Annotated in this window: 28 protein-coding genes and 1 pseudogene; 28 read left to right on the top strand and 1 reads right to left on the bottom strand. The window is 63.1% G+C overall.

Annotated features, from left to right (window positions below):
* Together QA640_RS27690 and QA640_RS27685 are read left to right on the top strand one after the other, a co-directional pair.
* Positions 1–2055 (top strand): FAD-dependent oxidoreductase, encoded by a 2055-nt coding sequence (locus QA640_RS27690; RefSeq protein ID WP_283036048.1) that lies wholly within the window; start codon positions 1–3, stop codon positions 2053–2055.
* A 223-nt stretch (positions 2056–2278) separates the two neighbouring features.
* Positions 2279–4306 (top strand): ABC transporter ATP-binding protein, encoded by a 2028-nt coding sequence (locus QA640_RS27685; protein ID WP_283036047.1) that lies wholly within the window; start codon positions 2279–2281, stop codon positions 4304–4306.
* On the opposite strand, the pseudogene QA640_RS27680 reads toward QA640_RS27685, so the two are convergent.
* Positions 4234–5507 (bottom strand): annotated as a pseudogene (locus QA640_RS27680) (FAD-dependent monooxygenase). The gene QA640_RS27685 and the pseudogene QA640_RS27680 overlap by 73 nt on opposite strands.
* Positions 5508–6112: 605 nt before the next feature.
* Here QA640_RS27680 and rpsL point away from each other — a divergent pair.
* The 26 genes from rpsL to secY all read left to right on the top strand — a co-directional run bounded on the left by rpsL (position 6113) and on the right by secY (position 21471).
* Positions 6113–6484, top strand: a complete 372-nt coding sequence (gene rpsL, locus QA640_RS27675) for a 30S ribosomal protein S12 (protein ID WP_007603006.1) — start codon at positions 6113–6115, stop codon at positions 6482–6484.
* 15 nt (positions 6485–6499) lie between these two features.
* Positions 6500–6970 carry a 30S ribosomal protein S7 gene (rpsG, locus tag QA640_RS27670; protein WP_063701818.1) on the top strand — a complete coding sequence of 157 codons (471 nt, stop codon included), beginning with the start codon at positions 6500–6502 and terminating at the stop codon, positions 6968–6970.
* A gap of 34 nt (positions 6971–7004) precedes the next feature.
* Positions 7005–9077 (top strand): elongation factor G, encoded by a 2073-nt coding sequence (gene fusA, locus QA640_RS27665; RefSeq protein ID WP_283036046.1) that lies wholly within the window; start codon positions 7005–7007, stop codon positions 9075–9077.
* Between the two features lie 40 nt (positions 9078–9117).
* Positions 9118–10308 carry an elongation factor Tu gene (gene tuf / locus QA640_RS27660; protein ID WP_283036045.1) on the top strand — a complete coding sequence of 397 codons (1191 nt, stop codon included), beginning with the start codon at positions 9118–9120 and terminating at the stop codon, positions 10306–10308.
* An 84-nt stretch (positions 10309–10392) separates the two neighbouring features.
* Positions 10393–10701: a 30S ribosomal protein S10 gene (gene rpsJ / locus QA640_RS27655; RefSeq protein ID WP_002712302.1), complete on the top strand. Its 309-nt coding sequence runs from the start codon at positions 10393–10395 to the stop codon at positions 10699–10701.
* Positions 10702–10753: 52 nt separating this feature from the next.
* Positions 10754–11470 (top strand): 50S ribosomal protein L3, encoded by a 717-nt coding sequence (gene rplC, locus QA640_RS27650; protein WP_027520964.1) that lies wholly within the window; start codon positions 10754–10756, stop codon positions 11468–11470.
* Position 11471: 1 nt separating this feature from the next.
* A complete protein-coding gene (rplD, locus tag QA640_RS27645) occupies positions 11472–12092 on the top strand; it encodes a 50S ribosomal protein L4 (protein WP_283036044.1) in 621 nt (206 codons plus the stop codon).
* On the top strand, positions 12089–12391 hold the full coding sequence (locus tag QA640_RS27640) for a 50S ribosomal protein L23 (protein WP_283036043.1): 303 nt from the start codon (positions 12089–12091) through the stop codon (positions 12389–12391). The genes rplD and QA640_RS27640 overlap by 4 nt, the downstream gene beginning before the upstream one ends.
* Before the next feature lie 12 nt (positions 12392–12403).
* Positions 12404–13237, top strand: coding sequence for a 50S ribosomal protein L2 (rplB, locus tag QA640_RS27635; protein ID WP_283036042.1), 834 nt, complete (start codon positions 12404–12406; stop codon positions 13235–13237).
* 12 nt (positions 13238–13249) lie between these two features.
* Complete coding sequence (gene rpsS / locus QA640_RS27630) at positions 13250–13528, top strand: 30S ribosomal protein S19 (protein ID WP_008963465.1); 279 nt, start codon at positions 13250–13252, stop codon at positions 13526–13528.
* A 10-nt stretch (positions 13529–13538) separates the two neighbouring features.
* Entirely contained in the window at positions 13539–13925 is a 387-nt protein-coding gene (rplV, locus tag QA640_RS27625; RefSeq protein ID WP_008549264.1) for a 50S ribosomal protein L22, read from the top strand.
* 18 nt (positions 13926–13943) lie between these two features.
* Entirely contained in the window at positions 13944–14660 is a 717-nt protein-coding gene (rpsC, locus tag QA640_RS27620; protein WP_027520959.1) for a 30S ribosomal protein S3, read from the top strand.
* 30 nt (positions 14661–14690) lie between these two features.
* Complete coding sequence (rplP, locus tag QA640_RS27615) at positions 14691–15104, top strand: 50S ribosomal protein L16 (RefSeq protein ID WP_027520958.1); 414 nt, start codon at positions 14691–14693, stop codon at positions 15102–15104.
* Between the two features lie 5 nt (positions 15105–15109).
* Positions 15110–15316, top strand: a complete 207-nt coding sequence (gene rpmC / locus QA640_RS27610) for a 50S ribosomal protein L29 (RefSeq protein ID WP_027520957.1) — start codon at positions 15110–15112, stop codon at positions 15314–15316.
* 13 nt (positions 15317–15329) lie between these two features.
* The gene (rpsQ, locus tag QA640_RS27605; RefSeq protein ID WP_027520956.1) at positions 15330–15578 is read left to right on the top strand and encodes a 30S ribosomal protein S17; all 249 of its coding nucleotides are present in this window, start codon (positions 15330–15332) and stop codon (positions 15576–15578) included.
* Between the two features lie 86 nt (positions 15579–15664).
* Positions 15665–16033, top strand: coding sequence for a 50S ribosomal protein L14 (rplN, locus tag QA640_RS27600; protein ID WP_027520955.1), 369 nt, complete (start codon positions 15665–15667; stop codon positions 16031–16033).
* Positions 16033–16347, top strand: a complete 315-nt coding sequence (gene rplX, locus QA640_RS27595; RefSeq protein ID WP_027520954.1) for a 50S ribosomal protein L24 — start codon at positions 16033–16035, stop codon at positions 16345–16347. The genes rplN and rplX overlap by 1 nt, the downstream gene beginning before the upstream one ends.
* Positions 16340–16897, top strand: a complete 558-nt coding sequence (gene rplE / locus QA640_RS27590) for a 50S ribosomal protein L5 (protein ID WP_283036041.1) — start codon at positions 16340–16342, stop codon at positions 16895–16897. Before rplX ends, rplE begins: the two co-directional genes overlap by 8 nt.
* A gap of 46 nt (positions 16898–16943) precedes the next feature.
* Positions 16944–17249: a 30S ribosomal protein S14 gene (gene rpsN / locus QA640_RS27585; protein ID WP_283036040.1), complete on the top strand. Its 306-nt coding sequence runs from the start codon at positions 16944–16946 to the stop codon at positions 17247–17249.
* A gap of 14 nt (positions 17250–17263) precedes the next feature.
* Positions 17264–17662, top strand: coding sequence for a 30S ribosomal protein S8 (gene rpsH / locus QA640_RS27580; protein ID WP_280970306.1), 399 nt, complete (start codon positions 17264–17266; stop codon positions 17660–17662).
* A gap of 16 nt (positions 17663–17678) precedes the next feature.
* Positions 17679–18212 (top strand): 50S ribosomal protein L6, encoded by a 534-nt coding sequence (gene rplF / locus QA640_RS27575; RefSeq protein ID WP_283036039.1) that lies wholly within the window; start codon positions 17679–17681, stop codon positions 18210–18212.
* A gap of 11 nt (positions 18213–18223) precedes the next feature.
* On the top strand, positions 18224–18586 hold the full coding sequence (rplR, locus tag QA640_RS27570) for a 50S ribosomal protein L18 (protein WP_027554160.1): 363 nt from the start codon (positions 18224–18226) through the stop codon (positions 18584–18586).
* A gap of 47 nt (positions 18587–18633) precedes the next feature.
* Entirely contained in the window at positions 18634–19209 is a 576-nt protein-coding gene (gene rpsE, locus QA640_RS27565; RefSeq protein ID WP_027520948.1) for a 30S ribosomal protein S5, read from the top strand.
* Positions 19210–19233: 24 nt separating this feature from the next.
* Positions 19234–19428 carry a 50S ribosomal protein L30 gene (gene rpmD, locus QA640_RS27560; RefSeq protein WP_140982241.1) on the top strand — a complete coding sequence of 65 codons (195 nt, stop codon included), beginning with the start codon at positions 19234–19236 and terminating at the stop codon, positions 19426–19428.
* Positions 19429–19504: 76 nt separating this feature from the next.
* Positions 19505–19990 carry a 50S ribosomal protein L15 gene (gene rplO, locus QA640_RS27555; protein WP_283036038.1) on the top strand — a complete coding sequence of 162 codons (486 nt, stop codon included), beginning with the start codon at positions 19505–19507 and terminating at the stop codon, positions 19988–19990.
* Between the two features lie 149 nt (positions 19991–20139).
* On the top strand, positions 20140–21471 hold the full coding sequence (gene secY / locus QA640_RS27550) for a preprotein translocase subunit SecY (RefSeq protein ID WP_283036037.1): 1332 nt from the start codon (positions 20140–20142) through the stop codon (positions 21469–21471).
* Positions 21472–21479 lie beyond the last annotated feature (8 nt).

The following is a 21479-nucleotide window of genomic DNA, read 5'->3' as shown; positions in this document are numbered from 1 at the left end:
ATGCTTGACCTCGCAATCGTAGGCGGCGGCCCCGGCGGGCTGATGAGCGCCTGGTATCTGAAGCGCAAACTCGGCGATCTCTGCCGCGTCACCATCTTCGAGGCATCCGACCGGCTCGGGGGCAAGGTTGTCACGCGCAAATTCGACTCGGCGCCCGCGATGTACGAGGCCGGCGTTGCCGAGATTTACGACTACTCGATGACGGGGCCCGATCCCCTGCGCGAACTGATCCAGCATTTCGGGCTCCAGACCATTCCGATGGATGCCGAGCAGGTCCAGTTCGGCGGCGAGCTCCTGAATGACGTGCCCGGCATGCGCCGCAAATACGGCGCCAAGACCGCGGCCGCCATCGAATCTTTCCGCAAGCGCTGCTCCGATCTGATGTCGCCGATCGAATATTACGAGGGCGTCGGCGCGCACGACAACGAGCATCCCTGGGCCTTCAAGACCGCCGAGCAGGTGCTGGACGAGGAGGTCGACGACGCGACCGCCAAGCGCTTCTTCAAGGTGATGGCGCGCTCCGACATCGCGACCGAGAGCCACAACACCAACGGGCTCAACGCGCTCAAGAACTACCTGATGGATATCGACGGCTATATCGGCCTCTATTCAATCCAGAACGGCAACGAGCAGCTCGTCGAATGCCTGCAGTCGGAGGTCGATGCCGACATCCAGCTCAATCACCGCGTGTTCGCCGTCGGCAAGGCGCCGACCGGGCGCTACCAGCTCAAGATGATGAACGGCAAGGGGCCGGAGACGCGCGACTTCGACCTCGTGCTGGTCTGCCTGCCGCATTCCTGGCTCGCCACGCTCGGCTGGGAAGGTGAGCGGCTCCGCAAGTCGATGGTCAAGCACGTCTCCTATTTCGACCGCCCCGCGCATTACCTGCGCGTCTCGATCCTGTTCGACACGCCGTTCTGGGGCAACAAGATCCCGGGCGCCTGGTTCATGTCGGAAGCTTTCGGAGGCTGCTGCGTCTACAACGAGGGCGCCCGCCACGACGTCGGCAAGCACGGCGTGTTGAACTGGCTCATTCCGGGCTCCGATGCGCTGGCCTTCGCCAATCTGTCCGACCAGGAGCTGATCGACGCAGCGCTGAAATCGCTGCCGGCCTCGTTCGGCGACGCGCGTGCGCATTTCTTGGAAGGCAAAATCCACCGCTGGCTGTCTTCGGTGAACGCGTTACCGGGCGGCTTGCCCGTACGCGACGTCATGACCAATCATCGGCCCGAGCCGAAGGAGCATCCCGGCATCGTCGTGGTCGGCGATTATCTGTTCGATTCGACGCTGAACGGTCTGCTCGATTCCTCGGACGCTGCGACCGACATCATCCTGACCGAGATGATGCGCCTGCGCCGCGCGCGCAGCCAGAACGAGACAACGCTGTCCGACAAGATCGACCGCGACTATTTCGACAACTACCGCGGTCAGGGTCCCTACGGCGAAGCGTGGCGCCAGTTCACCGATCCCGACTACCTGATGAAGCTCATCGGCATCGTCTGGGGCAGCGCGAAAGGCGCCAAGCTGCTGGTCGCGGGCTCTGCCAGCGGCGAGCTCGTCGGCGCGCTGCGCGAGCGCGGGATCGACGCCTTCGGCATCGAGAACAACCGCACCATCCACGCCAGGACGCCGAAAGCGCTGAGGCAGTACAACAAGCTCGGATCGATCGTGGACATGCCGTTCAAGGACGGTGCGTTCGATTTCGTGTTCGAGACCAGCCTCTGCCACGTCTCCGAGAAGCAGGTCGTCCGCGCGATCAGGGAATTGAACCGCGTGGTCAGGACGGGCCTCGTGTTCGGCTCGATCACCTCCGACATGGCGCCTGGCCTGATCGACCGCTACGACCTCCTGCGCGGGGTCAAGAAGCTCGGCACCTGGTGGGAATGGTCGGAGTTGTTCTTCGGCAACGGGTTCGACCTGTCGATGCACCGCAATGACTGCACCGATGCGCTGTGGGCAGCGACGCTGGCCGCCAACAAGGGGCCGGGGCAGTGGTACGCCGACGCCGACAGCTTGCGCTATTCCTTTTTCGACAAGGTCGAGGACGACGATTAAAGCACGATCCGGAAAAAGTGTGCAGCGGTGTTCCGAAATGGTCGTGCGTAGAGCTAAGGCGCGATGACGATTCGCTTGAGCGTCATCGTGCTTGAAGACAGACGAATTCGCCAATTGTTTTGCCGAATTCATTCTGATCGCATAGAATCGCGGGCATAGCGGCTCCCGCTATTTCCCCTCGATTTCTCTGCGGTCATGCCGGCCGTCAGCATCGGTTGGTTTCATGGCGCAAAGGCCTCTCTCGTCGGACAAACCCAAGCTCGCGGCTGCGGATGACGCGGGCGAGCTCAAGAACAAGCTTGCGCCCGCCGGCAAGCCCGACCTCGAGGTGGATGACGACGAAGACGACGAGGAAGACGAGGACGAGCTGTTGGAACTCGACGACGATGAGGACGAGGACCTCGTCGTTTTTACTGCACGTGAAGCCGCGGGCGCCCTTGCCACCATCTGGGGTTTCGTCAAACCTCACCTCGCGAACTACAAGAGAATAGTGGCCTTCGTGTCGTTCGGCGTCCTGATCGAGACGCTGTTCAATGTCATCATGCCGCTCAGCCTGAAGTTCCTGATCGACGACGCGCTCGGCGAGGAGGATTTCCAGGCGCTCTACAAGATCCTGGGCGTGCTCGCCGTCGCCGGCATCTTCACCTCGATCGTCGCGGTCTGGTACGAGCGCTGGGACGCTCGGCTCGCGGCCTGCATCATCTCCGACGTGCGCAAGCGGCTGTTCGATCACGTGCAGGACCTGCCGGCGGCGTATTTCGGCCGCACCAAGCGCGGCGAGATCCTGTCGCGCTTCTCCGTCGATCTCTCGGCCTTCGAAGGCTCGGTCAAGACCTTCGTCAACAGCGCGGCGCTTCCATTCCTGGAGTTGATCGCCGGCATCATCCTGATGCTGTTCTTGAACTGGCAGCTCGCGGTGGTCGCGCTGCTGGTGTTTCCGATCACGCTGATCGGGCCGCGCATTCTCACCCCGAAGGCGGTGCAGGCGAATTACGAGCAGAAGCTCAACGAGAGCGCGCTGCTCGGCATGGTGCAGGAGAACGTGGCGGCACAGGCCGTGATCAAGGCATTCAGCCTGCAGCGCAAGATGTTCGGCTTCTTCGCGTTCCGCAACGACGAGACCCGCAACAGGATCGCGTCGGCCGCGTTCCTGTCGACCATGGTGGAGCGGACGGTCACGATCTCGGTCCTGCTCCTGCACCTCGTGGTGCTCGCGATCGGCGCGTATCTCGCCACCAAGGGGCAGATCACCATCGGTACCTTCGTCACTTTCGAGAGCGCGTTCTGGGAGGTCTCCTACAACATTGCCCACGTGATGCACTTCATCCCGGTGTCAATCTCCTCGGCCGCCGCCGTGCGCCATATCCAGGAGCTGCTGGACGAGCCGACGCGGGGGGGCGATCGCCCGGGCGCGCCGGATCTGCCGCGGATCACCAACGACATCACCTTCGACCATGTCACCTTCCAGTACGAAGGCAGCCAGACGCCGGTGCTGGACAATCTCAGCCTCAAGCTCAACGTCGGCAAGAGCATCGCGATCGTCGGGCCCAGCGGTTCGGGCAAGAGCACGCTGCTCAATCTGATCCTGCGCCTCTACGTACCGGACGAAGGCCGCGTCACCATCGACGGTGTCGATGTGCGGAAAGTGACGCTGGATTCGCTGCGCCGGAGCATGGCCGTGGTGTTCCAGGAGAACATGCTGTTCAACATGTCGATCCGCGAGAACATCCGGCTCGGCAAGGAGGGCGCCACCGACGATGAGGTGGTGGAGGCCGCGAAGAAGGCCGAGATCCACCGCTACATCATGAGCCTGCCGCAGAAATACGACACGCCAGTTGGCGAGCGCGGCGATACGCTGTCGGGCGGCCAGCGCCAGCGCATCGCAATCGCGCGCGCGATCGTCCGCAATCCGTCGGTGCTGCTCTTGGACGAAGCGACCTCGGCGCTCGACCAGACGACTGAGGCTGCGATCAATCGCACCCTGCTTAAGGTCGCCAAGGGGCGCACCATGATCTGGTCGACCCACCGTCTGACCTCTGTCGTCGAGATGGACGAGATCATCGTGATTTCAGGCGGCCGCGCCATCGAGCGCGGCTCGCATGCCGAGCTGCTCGCCAAGAACGGCACCTATCGCAAGCTGTGGGACGACCAGATCCACAAGCCGCGTGGCGAGGCGGCTCAGGTCGATGACGACGACAGCGACGATGATGATGATGACGAGGACGACGAGGAGGATGGCGAGGAGGAGTGACCGAGGAAGTTCGGCTCCAGGTGAACCAGTCGCGCCGCCCGCCGCACCGCACCTTGGGCGAACCAGGCTGCGAAGCGCGCCCAGCGCTGTGCCCTCCAGTAGGGGCTCCTTGCGAGCGACACTTCACGGAAGTCGAATGCCTCGGCCACAGACCAGGCATCGCAGGCGCGCTTGACCGGGTCGTCATAGAAGGCGGCGATCTTGTCCTCGTCCATGCCCTCGGTCGCAAGCCAGGCCGGGATGTGCACCCCGCAGAGCCGTTCGACATCGGTGAACACCTTGTCGGTGCCGGTGCCGGCGACGGGGCAGGAAGTTGCGAAGGCATCGCCGACCAGCACGATGCCGGCCTGGCGGCAGGCCCGGTGCACATATAGATCGACGGGACGAATCTTGATCTCGCTCGCGACGTCGAAGGCGCCGGCAATGCGCGATAGGCGCGGCAGCGCGGCATTGAGGGTCGCGACCGGCGCCTGCCGCAAGTCGCGCAGCCAGGGATCGTCGAAGGCGCGGTAGACGAACAGGTTTGCCCGCATCCGCGTGCCGATCGGGAACAGCGAGATGTAGGGGATGCGGTCGCTCGGTCGTTCGGAGAAATATGTCATTGCCGGAAAATCGAACGCGGTGCGCCCGACCGGCACGACGTCGAATCCGATCGAGATCGAATGGCAGGCGCTGACGACCTCGCGTTCGATGCCGAGTTGATGGCGCAGGCCGACGTTCAATCCATTGGCGAGCACGACGAGGCGGTCGGAGACGACCTCGTGATCGGAGAGCGTGATCCTCTGCCGGTCGGGGCTCGTCGCGATCGACAGCGCCTTGGCGCAGACCCGCGCGACCGCTTCGGGAATTTCCGCGCGGATCGCGTTGACGAAGGACTCGTAGCGGAAGCTGAATTGCCGGCTCGGCGCCTTATCGAGCAGGTGGCCGAATCGCGCGATCCAGTTCTCGCCGCAAAACGTCGCGCGGCGGAGCACTGATTCTGCGATTCCGGTCCGCCAGAAGCGCTCGAGCTGGGCACGACCGCTGATTTTCTCGACCCGGAAGTCGGTGGGTAATCGGTGTGGGGGTCAATGAGGACGGCCTGGATACCGGCGCGACCCAGCATTGCGGCGGCGGCGGAGCCGGCGATCCCTCCGCCGATGATCGCAATGTCGGTGTACCGCGTTGGTGTTTCTCCGCCCGGCGTGGCACCTTGACGCATGAACAGGAAAAAAACCTTAGCGCACGTCACAAAAGTATATTTTACCCGGCTATAAATAGCTTTTCGCCCTGGCGGAGCGCTGGTCCGGAACCTAGATCGGCGAGGGGGCGAGAGGGCCGAACGAGCTAATTCTTTAAGCGCGAGAAGCCCTTCTCTTGCTGTGGTTTCGCCTTGACTCAGGTGATTCCCACTTATAGAAAGCGCGTCACTTAACGACAGGCGGTGAGCATCGCCAACGTCGGAACGGGCCACCCGCCTGATCCTTTTGGGATCGTCAAGTGGGCACCAACCTCGACGAATGCCGCTCAAACGCTGTCGATCATAGCTAGGCAATGCCAGTGCGAATTTAGTTCTCTAGAGCTCGTTCTCTTGAGATCAAACTCGGATGCATGACCTCGGTACACGGCCGTCGGCTTTACGCTGATCGGCCCCAAGACTGCGGTCCTCTGTGGCGTCGAAGCGCTTTCCGCTCGGTAATGGAGCGGTTGGCGCAATTTCGCTTTGCACGGATTGTTCCGGGCAGGGCGGCTCCATCGGGCGGGTAGTCCGAAAGAAGAATTTGCGGGCTCGAAAGGGACCGCGGCAGAAAAAGGGTGAAGGCCAGGATGCCGACGATCAACCAGCTGATCGCACAACCGCGTGAAGTGCAGAAGTCGCGCAAGAAGGTGCCGGCGCTGCAGCAGTCGCCGCAGAAGCGCGGCGTGTGCACGCGCGTCTACACCACGACGCCGAAGAAGCCGAACTCGGCGCTTCGTAAGGTCGCCAAGGTGCGTCTGACCAACGGCTTCGAGGTGATCGGCTACATCCCCGGTGAGGGCCATAACCTCCAGGAACACTCGGTGGTCATGATCCGCGGCGGCCGCGTCAAGGACTTGCCCGGCGTGCGCTACCACATCCTCCGCGGCGTGCTGGATACCCAGGGCGTCAAGAACCGTAAGCAGCGTCGTTCGAAGTACGGCGCAAAGCGTCCGAAGTAAGCGGGAACCTCTTCCATGTCTCGTCGCCACTCAGCGGAAAAGCGCGAAGTTCTGCCGGATCCCAAGTTCGGGAACATCGTGATCACGAAGTTCATGAACTCGGTGATGTACGCCGGCAAGAAGTCGGTCGCCGAAGGTATCGTCTACGGTGCGCTCGGCATCATCGAAACCAAGACCAAGCAGAACCCGCTCGGCGTGTTCGAGCAGGCGCTCGAGAACGTGATGCCCACGATCGAAGTGCGCTCCCGCCGCGTCGGCGGCGCGACCTACCAGGTTCCGGTCGAGGTCCGCTCGACCCGCCGGCAGGCGCTGGGCATCCGCTGGCTGATCGCCGCTGCCCGTGAGCGCAACGAGAAGACGATGACCGAGCGGCTCTCGGCAGAGCTCTTGGACGCATCGAACAACCGGGGGAACGCCGTCAAGAAGCGTGAAGACGTGCACAGGATGGCCGAAGCCAACCGTGCCTTCTCGCATTATCGCTGGTAACGGCGACACCTAACGGACTCGCAAGGAACGACCCATGCCCCGCCAACATGCCATCGAGGACTACCGTAACTTCGGTATCATGGCGCATATCGACGCCGGCAAGACCACGACGACCGAGCGCATCCTCTATTACACCGGCAAGAGCCACAAGATCGGCGAAGTGCACGAAGGTGCCGCGACGATGGACTGGATGGAGCAGGAGCAGGAGCGTGGCATTACGATCACCTCGGCTGCGACCACCGCGTTCTGGGCCGGCAAGCGCCTGAACATCATCGACACGCCCGGCCACGTCGACTTCACCATCGAGGTGGAGCGTTCGCTCCGCGTGCTCGACGGCGCCGTCTGCGTGCTCGACTCGAACCAGGGCGTCGAGCCCCAGACCGAGACGGTCTGGCGCCAGGGCGACAAGTACAAGGTTCCGCGCATCGTCTTCGCCAACAAGATGGACAAGATCGGTGCGGACTTCTTCAAGTGTCTGTCCGATATCGTCGATCGCCTTGGCGCCAAGCCCGTTGCGATCCAGCTTCCGATCGGTGCCGAGAACAACTTCAAGGGTCTCGTCGACCTCGTGAAGATGAAGGGCGTCGTCTGGAACGATGAATCGCTCGGCGCGAAGTTCGACTATGTCGACATTCCGGAAGACCTCGTCGACCAGGCCAAGGAATACCGCGAGAAGATGGTGGAAGCCGCCGTCGAGCTCGACGACGATGCCATGGCCGCCTATCTCGACGGCAAGGAGCCGGACGAGGCGACGCTGAAGAGGCTGATCCGCAAGGCGGTCTTGACCGGTGCGTTCTATCCCGTGCTGTGCGGCTCGGCCTTCAAGAACAAGGGTGTGCAGCCGCTGCTCGACGCCGTCGTCGACTACCTGCCGTCGCCGCTCGACGTGCCCGCTATCAAGGGCACCGACGACAAGGGCAACGAAGTCGTGCGCAAGGCGGACGACAAGGAGCCGCTCGCGCTGCTTGCGTTCAAGATCATGGACGACCCGTTCGTCGGCACCATCACCTTCTGCCGCATCTATTCGGGCATTCTGTCGTCGGGCACCGGCGTCGTGAACTCGACCCGCGAGAAGAAGGAGCGGATCGGGCGCATGCTGCTGATGCATGCGAACAACCGCGAAGACATCAAGGAAGCCTATGCCGGCGACATCGTCGCTCTGGCCGGCCTGAAGGAAGCGCGCACCGGCGACACGCTGTGCGATCCCGACAAGCAGGTGATCCTCGAGAAGATGGAATTCCCCGAGCCGGTCATCGAGATCGCGATCGAGCCGAAGTCGAAGGCCGACCAGGAGAAGCTGGGCGTGGCACTCGCCAAGCTCGCCGCCGAGGATCCGTCCTTCCGCGTGTCGACCGACCACGAGTCCGGCCAGACCATCCTCAAGGGCATGGGCGAACTCCATCTCGACATCAAGGTCGACATCCTCAAGCGCACCTACAAGGTCGACGCCAACATCGGCGCGCCGCAGGTGGCGTTCCGTGAGCGCATCACCAAGCGGGTGGAGCACAGCTACACCCACAAGAAGCAGACCGGCGGTACCGGCCAGTTCGCGGCCGTGTCGTTCATCGTCGAGCCCAACGAAGCCGGCAAGGGCTTCGAGTTCGAATCGAAGATCGTCGGCGGCGCGGTGCCGAAGGAATACATCCCCGGCGTCGAGAAGGGTCTCGAGAGCGTGCTCTCCTCCGGCGTGGTCGCGGGCTTCCCCGTGGTCGACGTCAAGGTGCAACTCGTCGACGGTAAGTACCACGACGTCGACTCGTCGGCGCTCGCCTTCGAAATCGCTTCGCGCGCCTGCTTCCGTGAAGCGCTGCAGATGGGTAAATCCGTACTGCTCGAGCCGATCATGAAGGTCGAGGTGGTGACGCCGGAAGACTACACCGGCTCGGTCATCGGCGACCTGAATTCCCGGCGCGGTCAGATTCAGGGTCAAGACATGCGCGGCAACGCCAACGTCATCAACGCGATGGTGCCGCTCATGAACATGTTCGGTTACGTGAATAACCTGCGCTCGATGAGCCAGGGGCGCGCAACCTTCACCATGCAGTTCGACCACTACGCAGAAGCGCCGGCCAACGTGTCGGCAGAAGTCCAGAAGAAGTTTGCCTGATTGTCGTCGGTCTCGAGCTGACGATTGAACGGAGAGTCAAATGGCCAAAGCAAAGTTTGAACGTACCAAGCCCCACTGCAACATCGGCACCATCGGTCACGTCGACCATGGCAAGACGTCGCTGACCGCGGCGATCACCAAGATCCTCGCTGAAACCGGTGGTGCGACGTTCACGGCGTACGACCAGATCGACAAGGCGCCGGAAGAGAAGGCGCGCGGCATCACCATCTCGACCGCACACGTCGAGTACGAGACCAAGAACCGTCACTACGCGCACGTCGACTGCCCCGGCCACGCCGACTACGTGAAGAACATGATCACTGGCGCTGCCCAGATGGACGGCGCGATCCTGGTCGTGTCGGCCGCTGACGGCCCGATGCCGCAGACCCGTGAGCACATCCTGCTCGCCCGCCAGGTCGGCGTGCCCGCGCTCGTCGTGTTCCTCAACAAGTGCGACATGGTCGACGATCCGGAGCTGCTCGAGCTCGTCGAGCTCGAAGTCCGCGAGCTGCTCTCGAAGTACGAATTCCCCGGCGACAAGATCCCGATCATCAAGGGCTCGGCGCTGGCCGCTCTCGAAGACTCCGACAAGAAGCTCGGCCACGAGGCCATCCTCGAGCTGATGCGCAACGTCGACGAGTACATCCCGCAGCCGGAGCGCCCGATCGACCAGCCGTTCCTGATGCCGGTCGAAGACGTGTTCTCGATCTCGGGCCGCGGCACCGTGGTGACCGGCCGTGTCGAGCGCGGCATCGTCAAGGTCGGCGACGAAATCGAGATCGTCGGTCTGCGTGCGACGACCAAGACCACCGTCACCGGCGTCGAAATGTTCCGTAAGCTGCTCGACCAGGGTCAGGCCGGCGACAACATCGGCGCGCTGCTCCGCGGCACCAAGCGCGAGGAAGTCGAGCGCGGCCAGGTGCTCTGCAAACCGGGTTCGGTCAAGCCGCACACCAAGTTCAAGGCTGAGGCCTACATCCTCACCAAGGACGAAGGCGGCCGCCACACCCCGTTCTTCACCAACTACCGTCCGCAGTTCTACTTCCGCACCACCGACGTGACCGGTGTCGTGCACCTGCCGGAAGGCACCGAGATGGTGATGCCGGGCGACAACATCGCGATGGAAGTGCACCTGATCGTGCCGATCGCGATGGAAGAGAAGCTCCGCTTCGCGATCCGCGAAGGCGGCCGCACCGTCGGCGCCGGCGTCGTCGCCTCGATCATCGAGTAATTACGAGACTAGAGATTGGCGAGTAGCGGATGGCAGCATTCGCTATTCGCTATTCGCCACTCTGATTGAAGAAAGACCACGGCAATGAACGGCCAAAATATTCGCATCCGTCTCAAGGCGTTCGACCATCGTATCCTCGATACGTCGACCCGTGAGATCGTGAATACGGCGAAGCGCACCGGCGCGCAGGTTCGCGGACCCATTCCGCTGCCGACCCGCATCGAGAAGTTCACCGTCAACCGTTCGCCGCACGTCGACAAGAAGAGCCGCGAACAGTTCGAGATGCGCACCCACAAGCGTCTGCTCGACATCGTCGATCCGACCCCGCAGACGGTCGATGCTCTGATGAAGCTCGACCTGGCCGCCGGTGTCGACGTCGAGATCAAGCTCTAAGATTTTTGGATCCCGTTCGCGAAAGCGGACAGAAAGAACAGGAAGCAAGCCGATGCGCTCCGGAGTGATCGCACAAAAGGTCGGGATGACGCGGGTCTTCACGGAGACCGGCGAACATATCCCCGTGACCGTGCTGAAGCTCGGCAATTGCCAGGTCGTAGGCCACCGCACCGAAGAGAAGAACGGTTATGTCGCGCTCCAGCTTGGCGCCGGCACCCGCAAGACCGTGTACATGCCCAAGGCTGAGCGCGGCCAGTTCGCGGTCGCCAAGGTCGAGCCGAAGCGGCAGGTCGAGGAATTCCGCGTCTCCGCGGATGCCATGATCCCGGTCGGCGCCGAGATCCTGGCCGATCATTTCGTCGTCGGCCAATTCGTCGACGTCACCGGCACCTCGGTCGGTAAGGGCTTTGCCGGCGGTATGAAGCGCTGGAACTTCGGCGGTCTGCGCGCCACGCACGGTGTGTCGATCTCGCACCGCTCGATCGGTTCGACCGGCGGCCGTCAGGATCCCGGCAAGACCTGGAAGAACAAGAAGATGCCCGGCCACATGGGTGTCGACCGCATCACCACGCTCAACCTTCGCGTCGTCCAGACCGACGTCGAGCGCGGCCTGATCCTCGTCGAAGGCGCCGTTCCCGGCTCCAAGGGCGGCTGGATCCGCGTGCGCGACGCCGTCAAGAAGCCGCTGCCGAAGGAAGCTCCGAAGCCCGGCAAGTTCAAGGTTGCCGGCGGCGAAGCCGAGGCTGCGGCCCAGCAGGAGGGTGCGTGAGATGGAACTGAAAGTCACGACCCTTGAAGGTAAGGAAGCCGGCTCGGTCCAGCTCTCCGACGCCATTTTCGGCCTCGAGCCGCGCGAGGACATCATCGCGCGCTGCGTGAAGTGGCAGCTCGACAAGCGTCAGGCCGGCACCCACAAGGCCAAGGGCCGCGCCGAGATCTGGCGCACTGGCAAGAAGATGTACAAGCAGAAGGGCACCGGCGGGGCTCGTCACGGCTCGGCCCGCGTGCCGCAGTTCCGCGGCGGTGGCCGTGCCTTCGGTCCGGTGGTGCGCTCGCACGCCACCGACCTGCCGAAGAAGGTCCGCGCGCTCGCGCTGAAGCATGCGCTGTCGGCCAAGGCAAAGGACGGTGATCTCGTCGTGATCGAGAAGGCCGCGCTCGAGGCTGCCAAGACCAAGGCGCTGCTTGGCCACTTCTCGGGGCTCGGCCTGACCAACGCGCTGATCATCGACGGCGCCGAGCTCAACCAGGGCTTCGCCGCGGCTGCCCGCAACATCCCGAACATGGACGTGCTGCCCATCCAGGGCATCAACGTCTACGACATCCTGCGCCGTCAGAAGCTCGTTCTGACCAAGGCCGCCATCGATGCGCTGGAGGCGCGCTTCAAATGACGAAGAACATCGAGGCTCGCCACTACGACGTGATCCTGTCGCCGGTCGTGACCGAGAAGGCGACGATTGCCTCGGAGCACAACAAGGTTCTGTTCAAGGTGGCTGCCAAGGCGACCAAGCCGCAGATCAAGGAAGCGATCGAGAAGCTGTTCGACGTCAAGGTGAAGAGCGTCAACACGCTGGTCCGCAAGGGTAAGATCAAGGCCTTCCGCGGCAATCTCGGCTCGCAGTCGAACACCAAGCGCGCGATCGTGACCCTCGAAGAGGGCCACCGGATCGACGTGACCACAGGTCTGTAAGGTCCTACGACGATGGCACTGAAGACATTCAATCCCACGACGCCGGGCCAGCGCCAGCTGGTGATGGTCGATCGCTCGGCCCTCTACAAGGGCAAGCCGCTCAAGGCGCTCACCGAGGGCAAGCTGTCCAAGGGCGGCCGCAACAACACCGGTCGCATCACCGTGCGCTTCCGTGGCGGTGGTCACAAGAAGACTCTGCGCACCATCGACTTCAAGCGCGAGAAGATCGACGTTCCTGCGACCGTGGAGCGGCTGGAGTATGATCCGAACCGCACCGGCTTCATCGCGCTGATCAAGTACCAGGACGGTGAGCAGGCCTACATCCTGGCGCCGCAGCGCCTGGCCGTGGGTGACACCATCATCGCTGGCAACTATGTCGACGTGAAGCCGGGCAATGTCATGCCGCTCGGCAACATGCCGGTCGGCACGATCATTCACAACATCGAGACCAAGATCGGCAAGGGCGGCCAGCTCGCGCGTTCGGCCGGCACCTACGCCCAGCTCGTCGGTCGCGATCAGGACTACGTGATCATCCGCCTGAACTCGGGCGAGCAGCGACTGGTGCACGGCCGTTGCCGCGGCACGATCGGTGCGGTCTCGAACCCCGATCACATGAACACCTCGATCGGCAAGGCCGGTCGTAAGCGCTGGATGGGCCGTCGCCCGCACAACCGCGGCGTTGCCATGAACCCGATCGACCATCCGCACGGCGGTGGTGAAGGTCGTACCTCGGGCGGTCGCCACCCGGTCACCCCGTGGGGCAAGCCGACCAAGGGCAAGAAGACCCGTACCAACAAGTCGACCAACAAATTCATTCTCCTAAGCCGCCACAAGCGGAAGAAGTAAGGAACGCCGGACATGGTTCGTTCAGTCTGGAAAGGCCCGTTCGTCGAGGCGTCGCTGCTCAAGAAGGCAGATGCGGCGCGTGCGTCCGGCCGTCACGACGTCATCAAGATCTGGAGCCGTCGCTCGACCATCCTGCCGCAATTCGTCGGCCTGACCTTCGGCGTCTACAACGGTCAGAAGCACGTGCCGGTGGCGGTCAACGAGGAAATGGTCGGTCACAAGTTCGGCGAGTTCTCGCCGACCCGGACCTTCCATGGCCACTCCGGCGACAAGAAAGCCAAGAAGGCTTGAGGATTAAGTCATGAGCAAACCTAAGCGCGAACGGAGCCTCGCCGACAACGAGGCCAAGGCGGTCGCCCGGATGCTGCGGGTGAGCCCGCAGAAGCTCAACCTGGTGGCCCAGCTCATTCGCGGCCGCAAGGCGTCTGCTGCGCTCGCCGATCTGCAGTTCTCGCGCAAGCGGATCGCGGTCGACGTGAAGAAGTGCCTGGAATCGGCTATCGCCAACGCCGAGAACAACCACGACCTCGACGTCGACGATCTCGTCGTGGCGCAGGCCTTCGTCGGCAACGGGCTCGTGATGAAGCGCTTTGCCGCCCGCGGCCGTGGTCGCTCGGGCCGTGTCTACAAACCATTTTCGCAGCTGACGATCATCGTTCGTCAGGTCGAAGCCGAAGCGGCCGCTTAAGGGACGCAGGAGAAAACGATGGGTCAAAAGATCAATCCGATCGGTCTGCGTCTCGGCATCAACCGGACCTGGGATTCCCGCTGGTTCGCCGGCAAGCAGGAATACGGCAAGCTGCTGCACGAGGACGTCAAGATCCGCGAGATCCTGCACAAGGAGCTCAAGCAGGCGGCCGTCGCCCGCATCGTGATCGAGCGTCCGCACAAGAAGTGCCGCGTCACCATCCACTCGGCCCGTCCGGGCGTGGTGATCGGCAAGAAGGGCGCCGACATCGACAAGCTGCGCAAGAAGGTGGCCGACATCACCTCGTCGGACGTCGTGATCAACATCGTCGAGATCCGCAAGCCTGAGCTCGACGCGACGCTGGTCGCCGAATCGATCGCGCAGCAGCTCGAGCGCCGCGTTGCGTTCCGCCGCGCCATGAAGCGCGCCGTGCAGTCGGCCATGCGTCTCGGCGCCGAAGGCATCCGCATCAACTGCTCGGGTCGTCTGGGCGGTGCGGAAATCGCGCGCATGGAGTGGTACCGCGAAGGTCGCGTGCCGTTGCACACGCTGCGCGCCGACATCGACTATGGCGTTGCGACCGCGTTCACGACCTTCGGCACCTGCGGCGTCAAGGTCTGGATCTTCAAGGGCGAGATCCTCGAGCACGATCCGATGGCCCAGGACAAGAGAATGGCCGAAGGCGAGGGTGGTGGCAGCGGTGGCGGCCGGCAGCGTCGCGACGCTGCGGCCTGAGCCAGCACAGGAATTTGAGGGCTTAAAGCCATGATGCAACCTAAGAAAACGAAGTTCCGGAAGGCGCATAAGGGCCGCATCCACGGCGTTGCGTCTTCGGGCGCGACGTTGGCGTTCGGCCAGTTCGGCCTGAAAGCGACCGAGCCTGAGCGCGTCACCGCGCGCCAGATCGAGGCCGCCCGCCGCGCGCTGACCCGCCACATGAAGCGCGCCGGCCGCGTCTGGATCCGTGTATTCCCCGACGTTCCGGTGTCGAAGAAGCCAGCCGAAGTCCGCATGGGCTCCGGCAAGGGCTCACCGGAATTGTGGGTCGTCCGCGTCAAGCCGGGCCGGGTGCTGTTCGAGATCGACGGCGTCAATAATCAGACCGCGCGCGAGGCGCTGACCTTGGCTGCCGCCAAGCTGCCGATCAAGACGCGCTTCGTCGAGCGCATTGCGGAGTAATGGCCATGGCCCAGATGAAGATCGAAGACATCCGCGCGATGAGCCCCGACCAGCAGGATGATGCCGTCCTGAACCTGAAGAAGGAGCGCTTCAACCTGCGCTTCCAGCGTGCCACCGGGCAGCTCGAGAACACCTCGCGCCTGCGCGAGGCCCGCCGTGACATCGCCCGGATCAAGACCGTCGCCGCGCAGCAGCGCGCGAAGAAGAAGTAAGAGGCTTACGAAGATGCCGAAACGTACTTTGCAGGGCGTGGTCGTCAGCGACAAGCAAGCCAAGACCATCGTGGTGCGCGTCGATCGCCGCTTCACGCACCCGATCTACAAGAAGACGATCCGCCGTTCGAAGAACTATCACGCGCACGACGAGAACAACCAGTTCAAGCCGGGCGACGTGGTGTGGATCGAGGAATCGAAGCCGATTTCGAAGTTGAAGCGCTGGGTCGTGATCCGGGGCGAACACAAGAAAAGCGCCTGAGCTGCCGGCACTTAGCCGACTGACTTCAGGGAAATGTTGAGCGCTGGCCAGGCTGGCGCAAAAGAGAAAGAGGACGAGGTGCATCAATGATTCAGATGCAGACCAACCTCGACGTGGCCGACAATTCTGGCGCACGCCGTGTCATGTGTATCAAGGTGCTCGGAGGCTCCAAGCGCCGCTACGCCACCATCGGCGACATCATCGTCGTGTCGATCAAGGAAGCGATTCCGCGTGGCAAGGTGAAAAAGGGCGACGTGATGAAGGCCGTCGTGGTGCGTGTCCGCAAGGACATCCGCCGTCCCGACGGGTCGGTCATCCGTTTCGACCGCAACGCCGCCGTCCTGATCAACAACCAGGCCGAGCCGGTCGGTACCCGTATCTTCGGGCCCGTGCCGCGCGAGCTGCGCGCCAAGAACCACATGAAGATCATTTCGCTCGCGCCGGAGGTGCTGTGATGGCTGCGAAGATCCGCAAGGGCGACAAGGTCGTCGTGCTGACCGGCCGTGACAAGGGCCGCACCGGCGAGGTGTTCGAGGTGCGCCCAGACGCCGGCACGGCTCTGGTGCGTGGCATCAACATGGTGAAGCGCCACCAGAAGCAGACCCAGAACCAGGAGGGCGGCATCATCTCGAAAGAGGCGCCGATCCAACTGTCCAACATCGCGTATCTCGGCAAGGACGGAAAGCCGACGCGCATCGGATTCAAGATTCAGGCGGACGGCAAGAAGGTCCGCATCGCCAAGAGCTCGGGAGCTGAGATCGATGGCTGACACAGCTTACGTGCCGCGCCTGCGCGCGGAATATGACGCGAAGATCCGCGTCGCGATGACCGAGAAGTTCGGTTACGAGAACGTCATGGAAGTTCCGCGTCTGGACAAGGTCGTGCTGAACATGGGCGTTGGCGATTCCGTCAACGACCGCAAGAAGGCCGAGACCGCAGCCGCCGAATTGACCCAGATCGCCGGCCAGAAGGCGATTGTGACCTATTCGCGTATCGCGATCGCGACCTTCAAGCTGCGTGAGAATCAGCCGATCGGCTGCAAGGTCACGCTGCGCAAGGCCCGCATGTACGAGTTCATCGATCGCCTGGTGACGGTCGCGCTGCCGCGCGTCCGCGACTTCCGCGGTTTGAACCCGAAGAGCTTCGACGGCCGGGGCAACTACTCGCTCGGCATCAAGGAGCACATCATTTTCCCCGAGATCGACTTCGACAAGGTCACGGAAGCTCGCGGTATGGACATCACCGTCTGCACCACGGCCAAGACCGACGAAGAGGCGAGGGCCTTGTTGACCGCTTTCAATTTCCCGTTCCGGCAGTGAGACGCTGACCTAAAGCCTCTCAAACGCGGATACCCAGGAGCCAAGCATGGCAAAGAAGAGTTCAATCGAGAAGAACAACCGGCGCAAGCGGATGGTGAAGAACGCCGCCGCCAAGCGCGAGCGGTTGAAGGCGATCATCGCCGACAAGAAGCTCCCGATGGAGGAGCGCTTCGCTGCGACGTTGAAGCTGGCCGAAATGCCGCGCAACTCGTCGGCGACCCGCATCCGTATGCGTTGCGAGCTGTCGGGCCGCCCGCGCTCGAACTACCGCAAGAACAAGCTGTCCCGTATCGCGCTGCGTGAACTTGGCTCCAAGGGCATGGTCCCGGGCCTCGTGAAGTCGAGCTGGTAAGGAGGGTCGTTTAGATGTCTACGCACGATCCAATCAGCGATCTGATCACCCGCATCCGCAACGCGCAGATGCGCTCCAAGACCAAGGTCTCGACGCCTGGCTCGAAGATGCGCGAGAACGTTCTCGAGGTGCTGAAGAGCGAGGGCTACATCCGCGGCTACGCCACGGTCGAGCATTCCTCGGGCCGCAGCGAGATCGAGATCGAGCTGAAGTATTTCGACGGCGAGCCCGTCATCCGCGAGATCGAACGTGTCTCCAAGCCCGGGCGTCGCGTTTACGCCTCGGTGAAGAACCTGCCGCGGGTCAACAACGGGCTCGGCATTTCGGTGTTGTCGACGCCGAAGGGGATCATGGCCGACCACAGCGCGCGCGACGCGAATGTGGGCGGTGAAGTCCTCTTCACGGTGTTCTGAGAAGGATTTTTGATCCATGTCACGTGTTGGCAAAAAGCCTGTCCCGGTGCCGTCGGGCGTTACCGCGACCGTCGATGGGCAGACCGTCAAGATGAAGGGGCCGAAGGGCCAGCTTCAGTTCGTCGTCCATGACGACGTCGAGGTGAAGCTCGAGAGCGGCCAGGTCAAGGTGAAGCCGCGGGTCGAGACCAACCGCGCGCGGGCGCTGTACGGCACCGCACGCGCCCAGGTCGCGAACCTCGTCGAAGGCGTCACCAAGGGCTTCGAGAAGAAGCTCGAAATCACCGGCGTCGGTTACCGCGCCGCGATGCAGGGCAAGAACCTGCAGCTCGCGCTCGGCTACAGCCACGACGTGATCTATCCGATCCCGGAAGGGATCACGATCACCGTGCCGAAGCCGACCGAGATCACGGTGACCGGCAGCGACATCCAGCGCGTCGGCCAGGTTGCGGCTGAGATCCGCGCCTATCGTCCGCCGGAGCCCTACAAGGGCAAGGGCGTGAAGTACGTCGACGAATTCATCTTCCGCAAGGAAGGCAAGAAGAAGTAACGGAGCCGGTCATGTCGAAAGCCAAGGTTACGAATGCCCGGCGCAAGCGGAGTGTGCGGCTGAAGCTGCGCCGCTCCGGTGGCGGCCGTCCGCGCCTGTCGGTGTTCCGCTCGTCCAAGCACATCTACGCCCAGGTCATCGACGACCTGAAGGGCGAGACGCTGGCCTCTGCCTCATCGCTCGAGAAGTCGATGCGCGATGGTGGCAAGACCGGCGCCGACATCGATGCGGCGAAGGCGGTCGGCAAGCTGCTGGCTCAGCGCGCCGCGGAGAAGGGCGTCAAGGAAGTCGTGTTCGATCGCGGCAGCTATCTCTATCACGGGCGCGTCAAGGCACTGGCCGACGCGGCGCGTGAGAGCGGGCTGAGCTTCTAACGGATTTTGAGGATTGAGGCGTAAGCCTTTGAAGGATTGGAAAAACCATGGCAGGTGAACGCGAACACCGCGGCGGACGTGAACGCAAGGAGCGCGAGGAGCGCGACAGCGAGTTCGTCGACAAGCTCGTCCACATCAACCGCGTGGCGAAGGTCGTCAAGGGCGGCAAGCGCTTCGGTTTCGCAGCGCTGGTCGTGATCGGCGACCAAAAGGGCCGTGCCGGCTTCGGTCACGGCAAGGCGCGCGAAGTGCCTGAGGCGATCCGCAAGGCGACCGAATCCGCCAAGCGCAACCTGACCCGTGTGTCGCTGCGCGAGGGCCGCACGCTCCATCACGACATCGCCGGCCGTCATGGCGCGGGCCGTGTCTACCTGCGTGCCGCTCCGGCCGGTACCGGCATCATCGCCGGCGGTCCGATGCGCGCCGTGTTCGAGACGCTCGGCGTCCAGGACGTGGTGGCCAAGTCGATCGGCTCGTCGAACCCGTACAACATGGTGCGCGCGACCTTCGACGCGCTGAAGCACCAGGATTCGCCGCGCTCGGTCGCAGCCCGCCGCAACATCAAGGTGTCCACCCTGCAGTCCCGTCGTATCGGCGGCGATGCCGAGGCGGCTGCCGACTAACGGAAGCTTTTCGGAGTTTAAAAAATGGCCAAGGCCGCCAAGACGATCAAGGTCGAGCAGATCGGCAGCGCGATCCGCCGCCATCACTCGCAGCGCTCGACGCTGATCGGGCTCAAGCTCAACAAGATCGGCCGCGTCGCCGAACTGCCGGACACCCCGGCCGTTCGCGGCATGATCGAGAAGGTTCACCATCTCGTCCGCATCGTCGACGGGAAGTAAGAGAAGGGCGTATGATCCCGAAAACCGGGTAGCGTTTTTCGGGCCAGATCATGCGCAAGAAACAAGGAGAAGGGCGATGAAGCTCAGCGATATCGCCGACAACCCCGGCTCGCGCAAGAAGCGCATGCGCGTCGGCCGCGGCATCGGTTCGGGCAAGGGCAAGCAGTCCGGCCGCGGCGGCAAGGGCCAGACCGCGCGTTCGGGCGTGCGCATCAAGGGTTTTGAAGGCGGCCAGATGCCGATGCATCGCCGTCTGCCCAAGCGCGGCTTCAACAACATCTTCCGCGTTGAGTTCGCCGAGATCAATCTCGACCGGCTCCAGGACGCCGTCGATGCCAAGAAGCTCGATACCGGCAGCGTCGTGAACGCCGAGGCGCTGGTGAAGGCCGGTGTGCTGCGCCGCTCCAAGGCCGGCGTCCGGTTGCTCGGCCGCGGCGAGCTCAAGGCCAAGCTCAACATCGAAGTGCACGGCGCCTCGAAGTCCGCGATCGCGGCGGTCGAAAAGGCAGGCGGCTCGGTGAAGATCCTCGCGCCCGCCACCGAGGAAGGCGAGGCGGCGTAACATCTGCGTCATTGGCCCGCTGCGCGCGGGCCTTTACGCATGCGGGACGATGGACTTATCGAAGCCGTGCACCAGATAATGTCCGGCGTCCGCCCAAGTAGCCCGGCCGCGGGCATGACGGCGCAGTAGGCGGCGGGAGAAAGCCCAACATGGTCTCAGCAGCGGAACAACTGGCAGCCAATCTCAACTTCGGCGCGCTTGCCAAGGCCGACGAACTGAAGAAGCGGATCTGGTTCACCCTTGGGGCGCTGCTCGTTTATCGGCTCGGCACCTACATCCCGCTGCCCGGTATCGATCCCAACATCTGGGAACAGGTGTTCCGCTCGCAGGCGGGCGGCATCCTCGGCATGTTCAACATGTTCGCCGGCGGCGGCATCCACCGTATGGCGATCTTCGCGCTGAACATCATGCCGTACATCTCGGCCTCGATCATCATCCAGCTCCTCACCACCGTCTCGCCGCAGCTCGAGGCGCTGAAGAAGGAAGGCGAGGCGGGCCGCAAGACGCTGAACCAGTACACCCGCTACCTCACCGTGATCCTGGCCGCTTTCCAGTCCTACGGCATTGCCGTCGGCCTGGAAGGCGCCGGCAACGTCGTCAGCGATCCGGGCCTGTTCTTCCGTCTCTCTACCGCGATCACGCTCACCGGCGGCACCATGTTCCTGATGTGGCTGGGCGAGCAGGTGACCTCCCGGGGCATCGGCAACGGTATCTCGCTGATCATTCTCTCCGGCATCGTCGCCGAACTGCCCTCGGCGCTCGCCAATATGCTCGAGCTCGGCCGTCAGGGCGCGATGTCGACCGGCCTGATCCTGATCGTCATCATCATGGCGGTCGCCGTGATCGCCTTCATCGTGTTCATGGAGCGCGCGCAGCGCCGCCTCCTGATCCAATATCCGAAGCGCCAGGTCGGCAACAAGATGTTCGAGGGACAGTCCTCGCATCTGCCGCTCAAGCTTAACACCTCGGGCGTCATCCCGCCGATCTTCGCGTCCTCGCTGCTCCTGCTGCCGACGACCGTTGCGAACTTCAACGCGGGCAAGGGGCCGGAATGGTTCCAGTGGCTCACGACGCAGCTCGGCCACGGCCGGCCGCTGTTCCTGATCATGTATCTCGCGCTGATCGTGTTCTTCGCGTTCTTCTACACGGCAATCGTGTTCAACCCGACCGAGACCGCGGACAACCTGAAGAAGCACGGCGGCTTCATCCCGGGCATCCGTCCCGGCGAGCGAACCGCCGAATACATCGACTACGTGCTGTCGCGCGTCACCGTGATCGGCGCGATTTACCTCGCGATTGTCTGTTTGATCCCGGAAATTCTGATTTCCTACGCCTCGGTGCCCTTCTACTTTGGTGGCACGTCGCTGTTGATCGTGGTCAGTGTCACCATGGATACGGTGGCTCAGGTTCAAGGCTATCTGCTTGCCCATCAGTATGAAGGGCTCATCAGGAAATCGAAGCTGAGGGGCCGCCGTAGATGAACCAGGAG

The organism is Bradyrhizobium sp. CB82 (genome assembly GCF_029714405.1).
GTDB lineage: Bacteria > Pseudomonadota > Alphaproteobacteria > Rhizobiales > Xanthobacteraceae > Bradyrhizobium.
Note: the sequence above shows the minus strand (reverse complement) of the source record. Positions and strands in the feature narration are given on the sequence as shown.

Coding starts and splice junctions, on each gene's coding strand:
- rplC (WP_027520964.1), top strand. CDS start 10,754: ATGCGCTCCGGAGTGATCGCACAAAAGGTCGGGATGACGCGGGTCTTC.
- rplO (WP_283036038.1), top strand. CDS start 19,505: ATGAAGCTCAGCGATATCGCCGACAACCCCGGCTCGCGCAAGAAGCGC.
- rplE (WP_283036041.1), top strand. CDS start 16,340: ATGGCTGACACAGCTTACGTGCCGCGCCTGCGCGCGGAATATGACGCG.
- rpsC (WP_027520959.1), top strand. CDS start 13,944: ATGGGTCAAAAGATCAATCCGATCGGTCTGCGTCTCGGCATCAACCGG.
- fusA (WP_283036046.1), top strand. CDS start 7,005: ATGCCCCGCCAACATGCCATCGAGGACTACCGTAACTTCGGTATCATG.
- rplX (WP_027520954.1), top strand. CDS start 16,033: ATGGCTGCGAAGATCCGCAAGGGCGACAAGGTCGTCGTGCTGACCGGC.
- rpmC (WP_027520957.1), top strand. CDS start 15,110: ATGGCCCAGATGAAGATCGAAGACATCCGCGCGATGAGCCCCGACCAG.
- rpsE (WP_027520948.1), top strand. CDS start 18,634: ATGGCAGGTGAACGCGAACACCGCGGCGGACGTGAACGCAAGGAGCGC.
- rpsQ (WP_027520956.1), top strand. CDS start 15,330: ATGCCGAAACGTACTTTGCAGGGCGTGGTCGTCAGCGACAAGCAAGCC.
- rpsS (WP_008963465.1), top strand. CDS start 13,250: ATGGTTCGTTCAGTCTGGAAAGGCCCGTTCGTCGAGGCGTCGCTGCTC.
- rplR (WP_027554160.1), top strand. CDS start 18,224: ATGTCGAAAGCCAAGGTTACGAATGCCCGGCGCAAGCGGAGTGTGCGG.
- rpsN (WP_283036040.1), top strand. CDS start 16,944: ATGGCAAAGAAGAGTTCAATCGAGAAGAACAACCGGCGCAAGCGGATG.
- QA640_RS27640 (WP_283036043.1), top strand. CDS start 12,089: ATGACGAAGAACATCGAGGCTCGCCACTACGACGTGATCCTGTCGCCG.
- rplB (WP_283036042.1), top strand. CDS start 12,404: ATGGCACTGAAGACATTCAATCCCACGACGCCGGGCCAGCGCCAGCTG.
- tuf (WP_283036045.1), top strand. CDS start 9,118: ATGGCCAAAGCAAAGTTTGAACGTACCAAGCCCCACTGCAACATCGGC.
- rpsJ (WP_002712302.1), top strand. CDS start 10,393: ATGAACGGCCAAAATATTCGCATCCGTCTCAAGGCGTTCGACCATCGT.
- rpmD (WP_140982241.1), top strand. CDS start 19,234: ATGGCCAAGGCCGCCAAGACGATCAAGGTCGAGCAGATCGGCAGCGCG.
- rplN (WP_027520955.1), top strand. CDS start 15,665: ATGATTCAGATGCAGACCAACCTCGACGTGGCCGACAATTCTGGCGCA.
- rpsL (WP_007603006.1), top strand. CDS start 6,113: ATGCCGACGATCAACCAGCTGATCGCACAACCGCGTGAAGTGCAGAAG.
- rplP (WP_027520958.1), top strand. CDS start 14,691: ATGATGCAACCTAAGAAAACGAAGTTCCGGAAGGCGCATAAGGGCCGC.
- secY (WP_283036037.1), top strand. CDS start 20,140: ATGGTCTCAGCAGCGGAACAACTGGCAGCCAATCTCAACTTCGGCGCG.
- QA640_RS27685 (WP_283036047.1), top strand. CDS start 2,279: ATGGCGCAAAGGCCTCTCTCGTCGGACAAACCCAAGCTCGCGGCTGCG.
- rplD (WP_283036044.1), top strand. CDS start 11,472: ATGGAACTGAAAGTCACGACCCTTGAAGGTAAGGAAGCCGGCTCGGTC.
- QA640_RS27690 (WP_283036048.1), top strand. CDS start 1: ATGCTTGACCTCGCAATCGTAGGCGGCGGCCCCGGCGGGCTGATGAGC.
- rplV (WP_008549264.1), top strand. CDS start 13,539: ATGAGCAAACCTAAGCGCGAACGGAGCCTCGCCGACAACGAGGCCAAG.
- rpsG (WP_063701818.1), top strand. CDS start 6,500: ATGTCTCGTCGCCACTCAGCGGAAAAGCGCGAAGTTCTGCCGGATCCC.
- rplF (WP_283036039.1), top strand. CDS start 17,679: ATGTCACGTGTTGGCAAAAAGCCTGTCCCGGTGCCGTCGGGCGTTACC.
- rpsH (WP_280970306.1), top strand. CDS start 17,264: ATGTCTACGCACGATCCAATCAGCGATCTGATCACCCGCATCCGCAAC.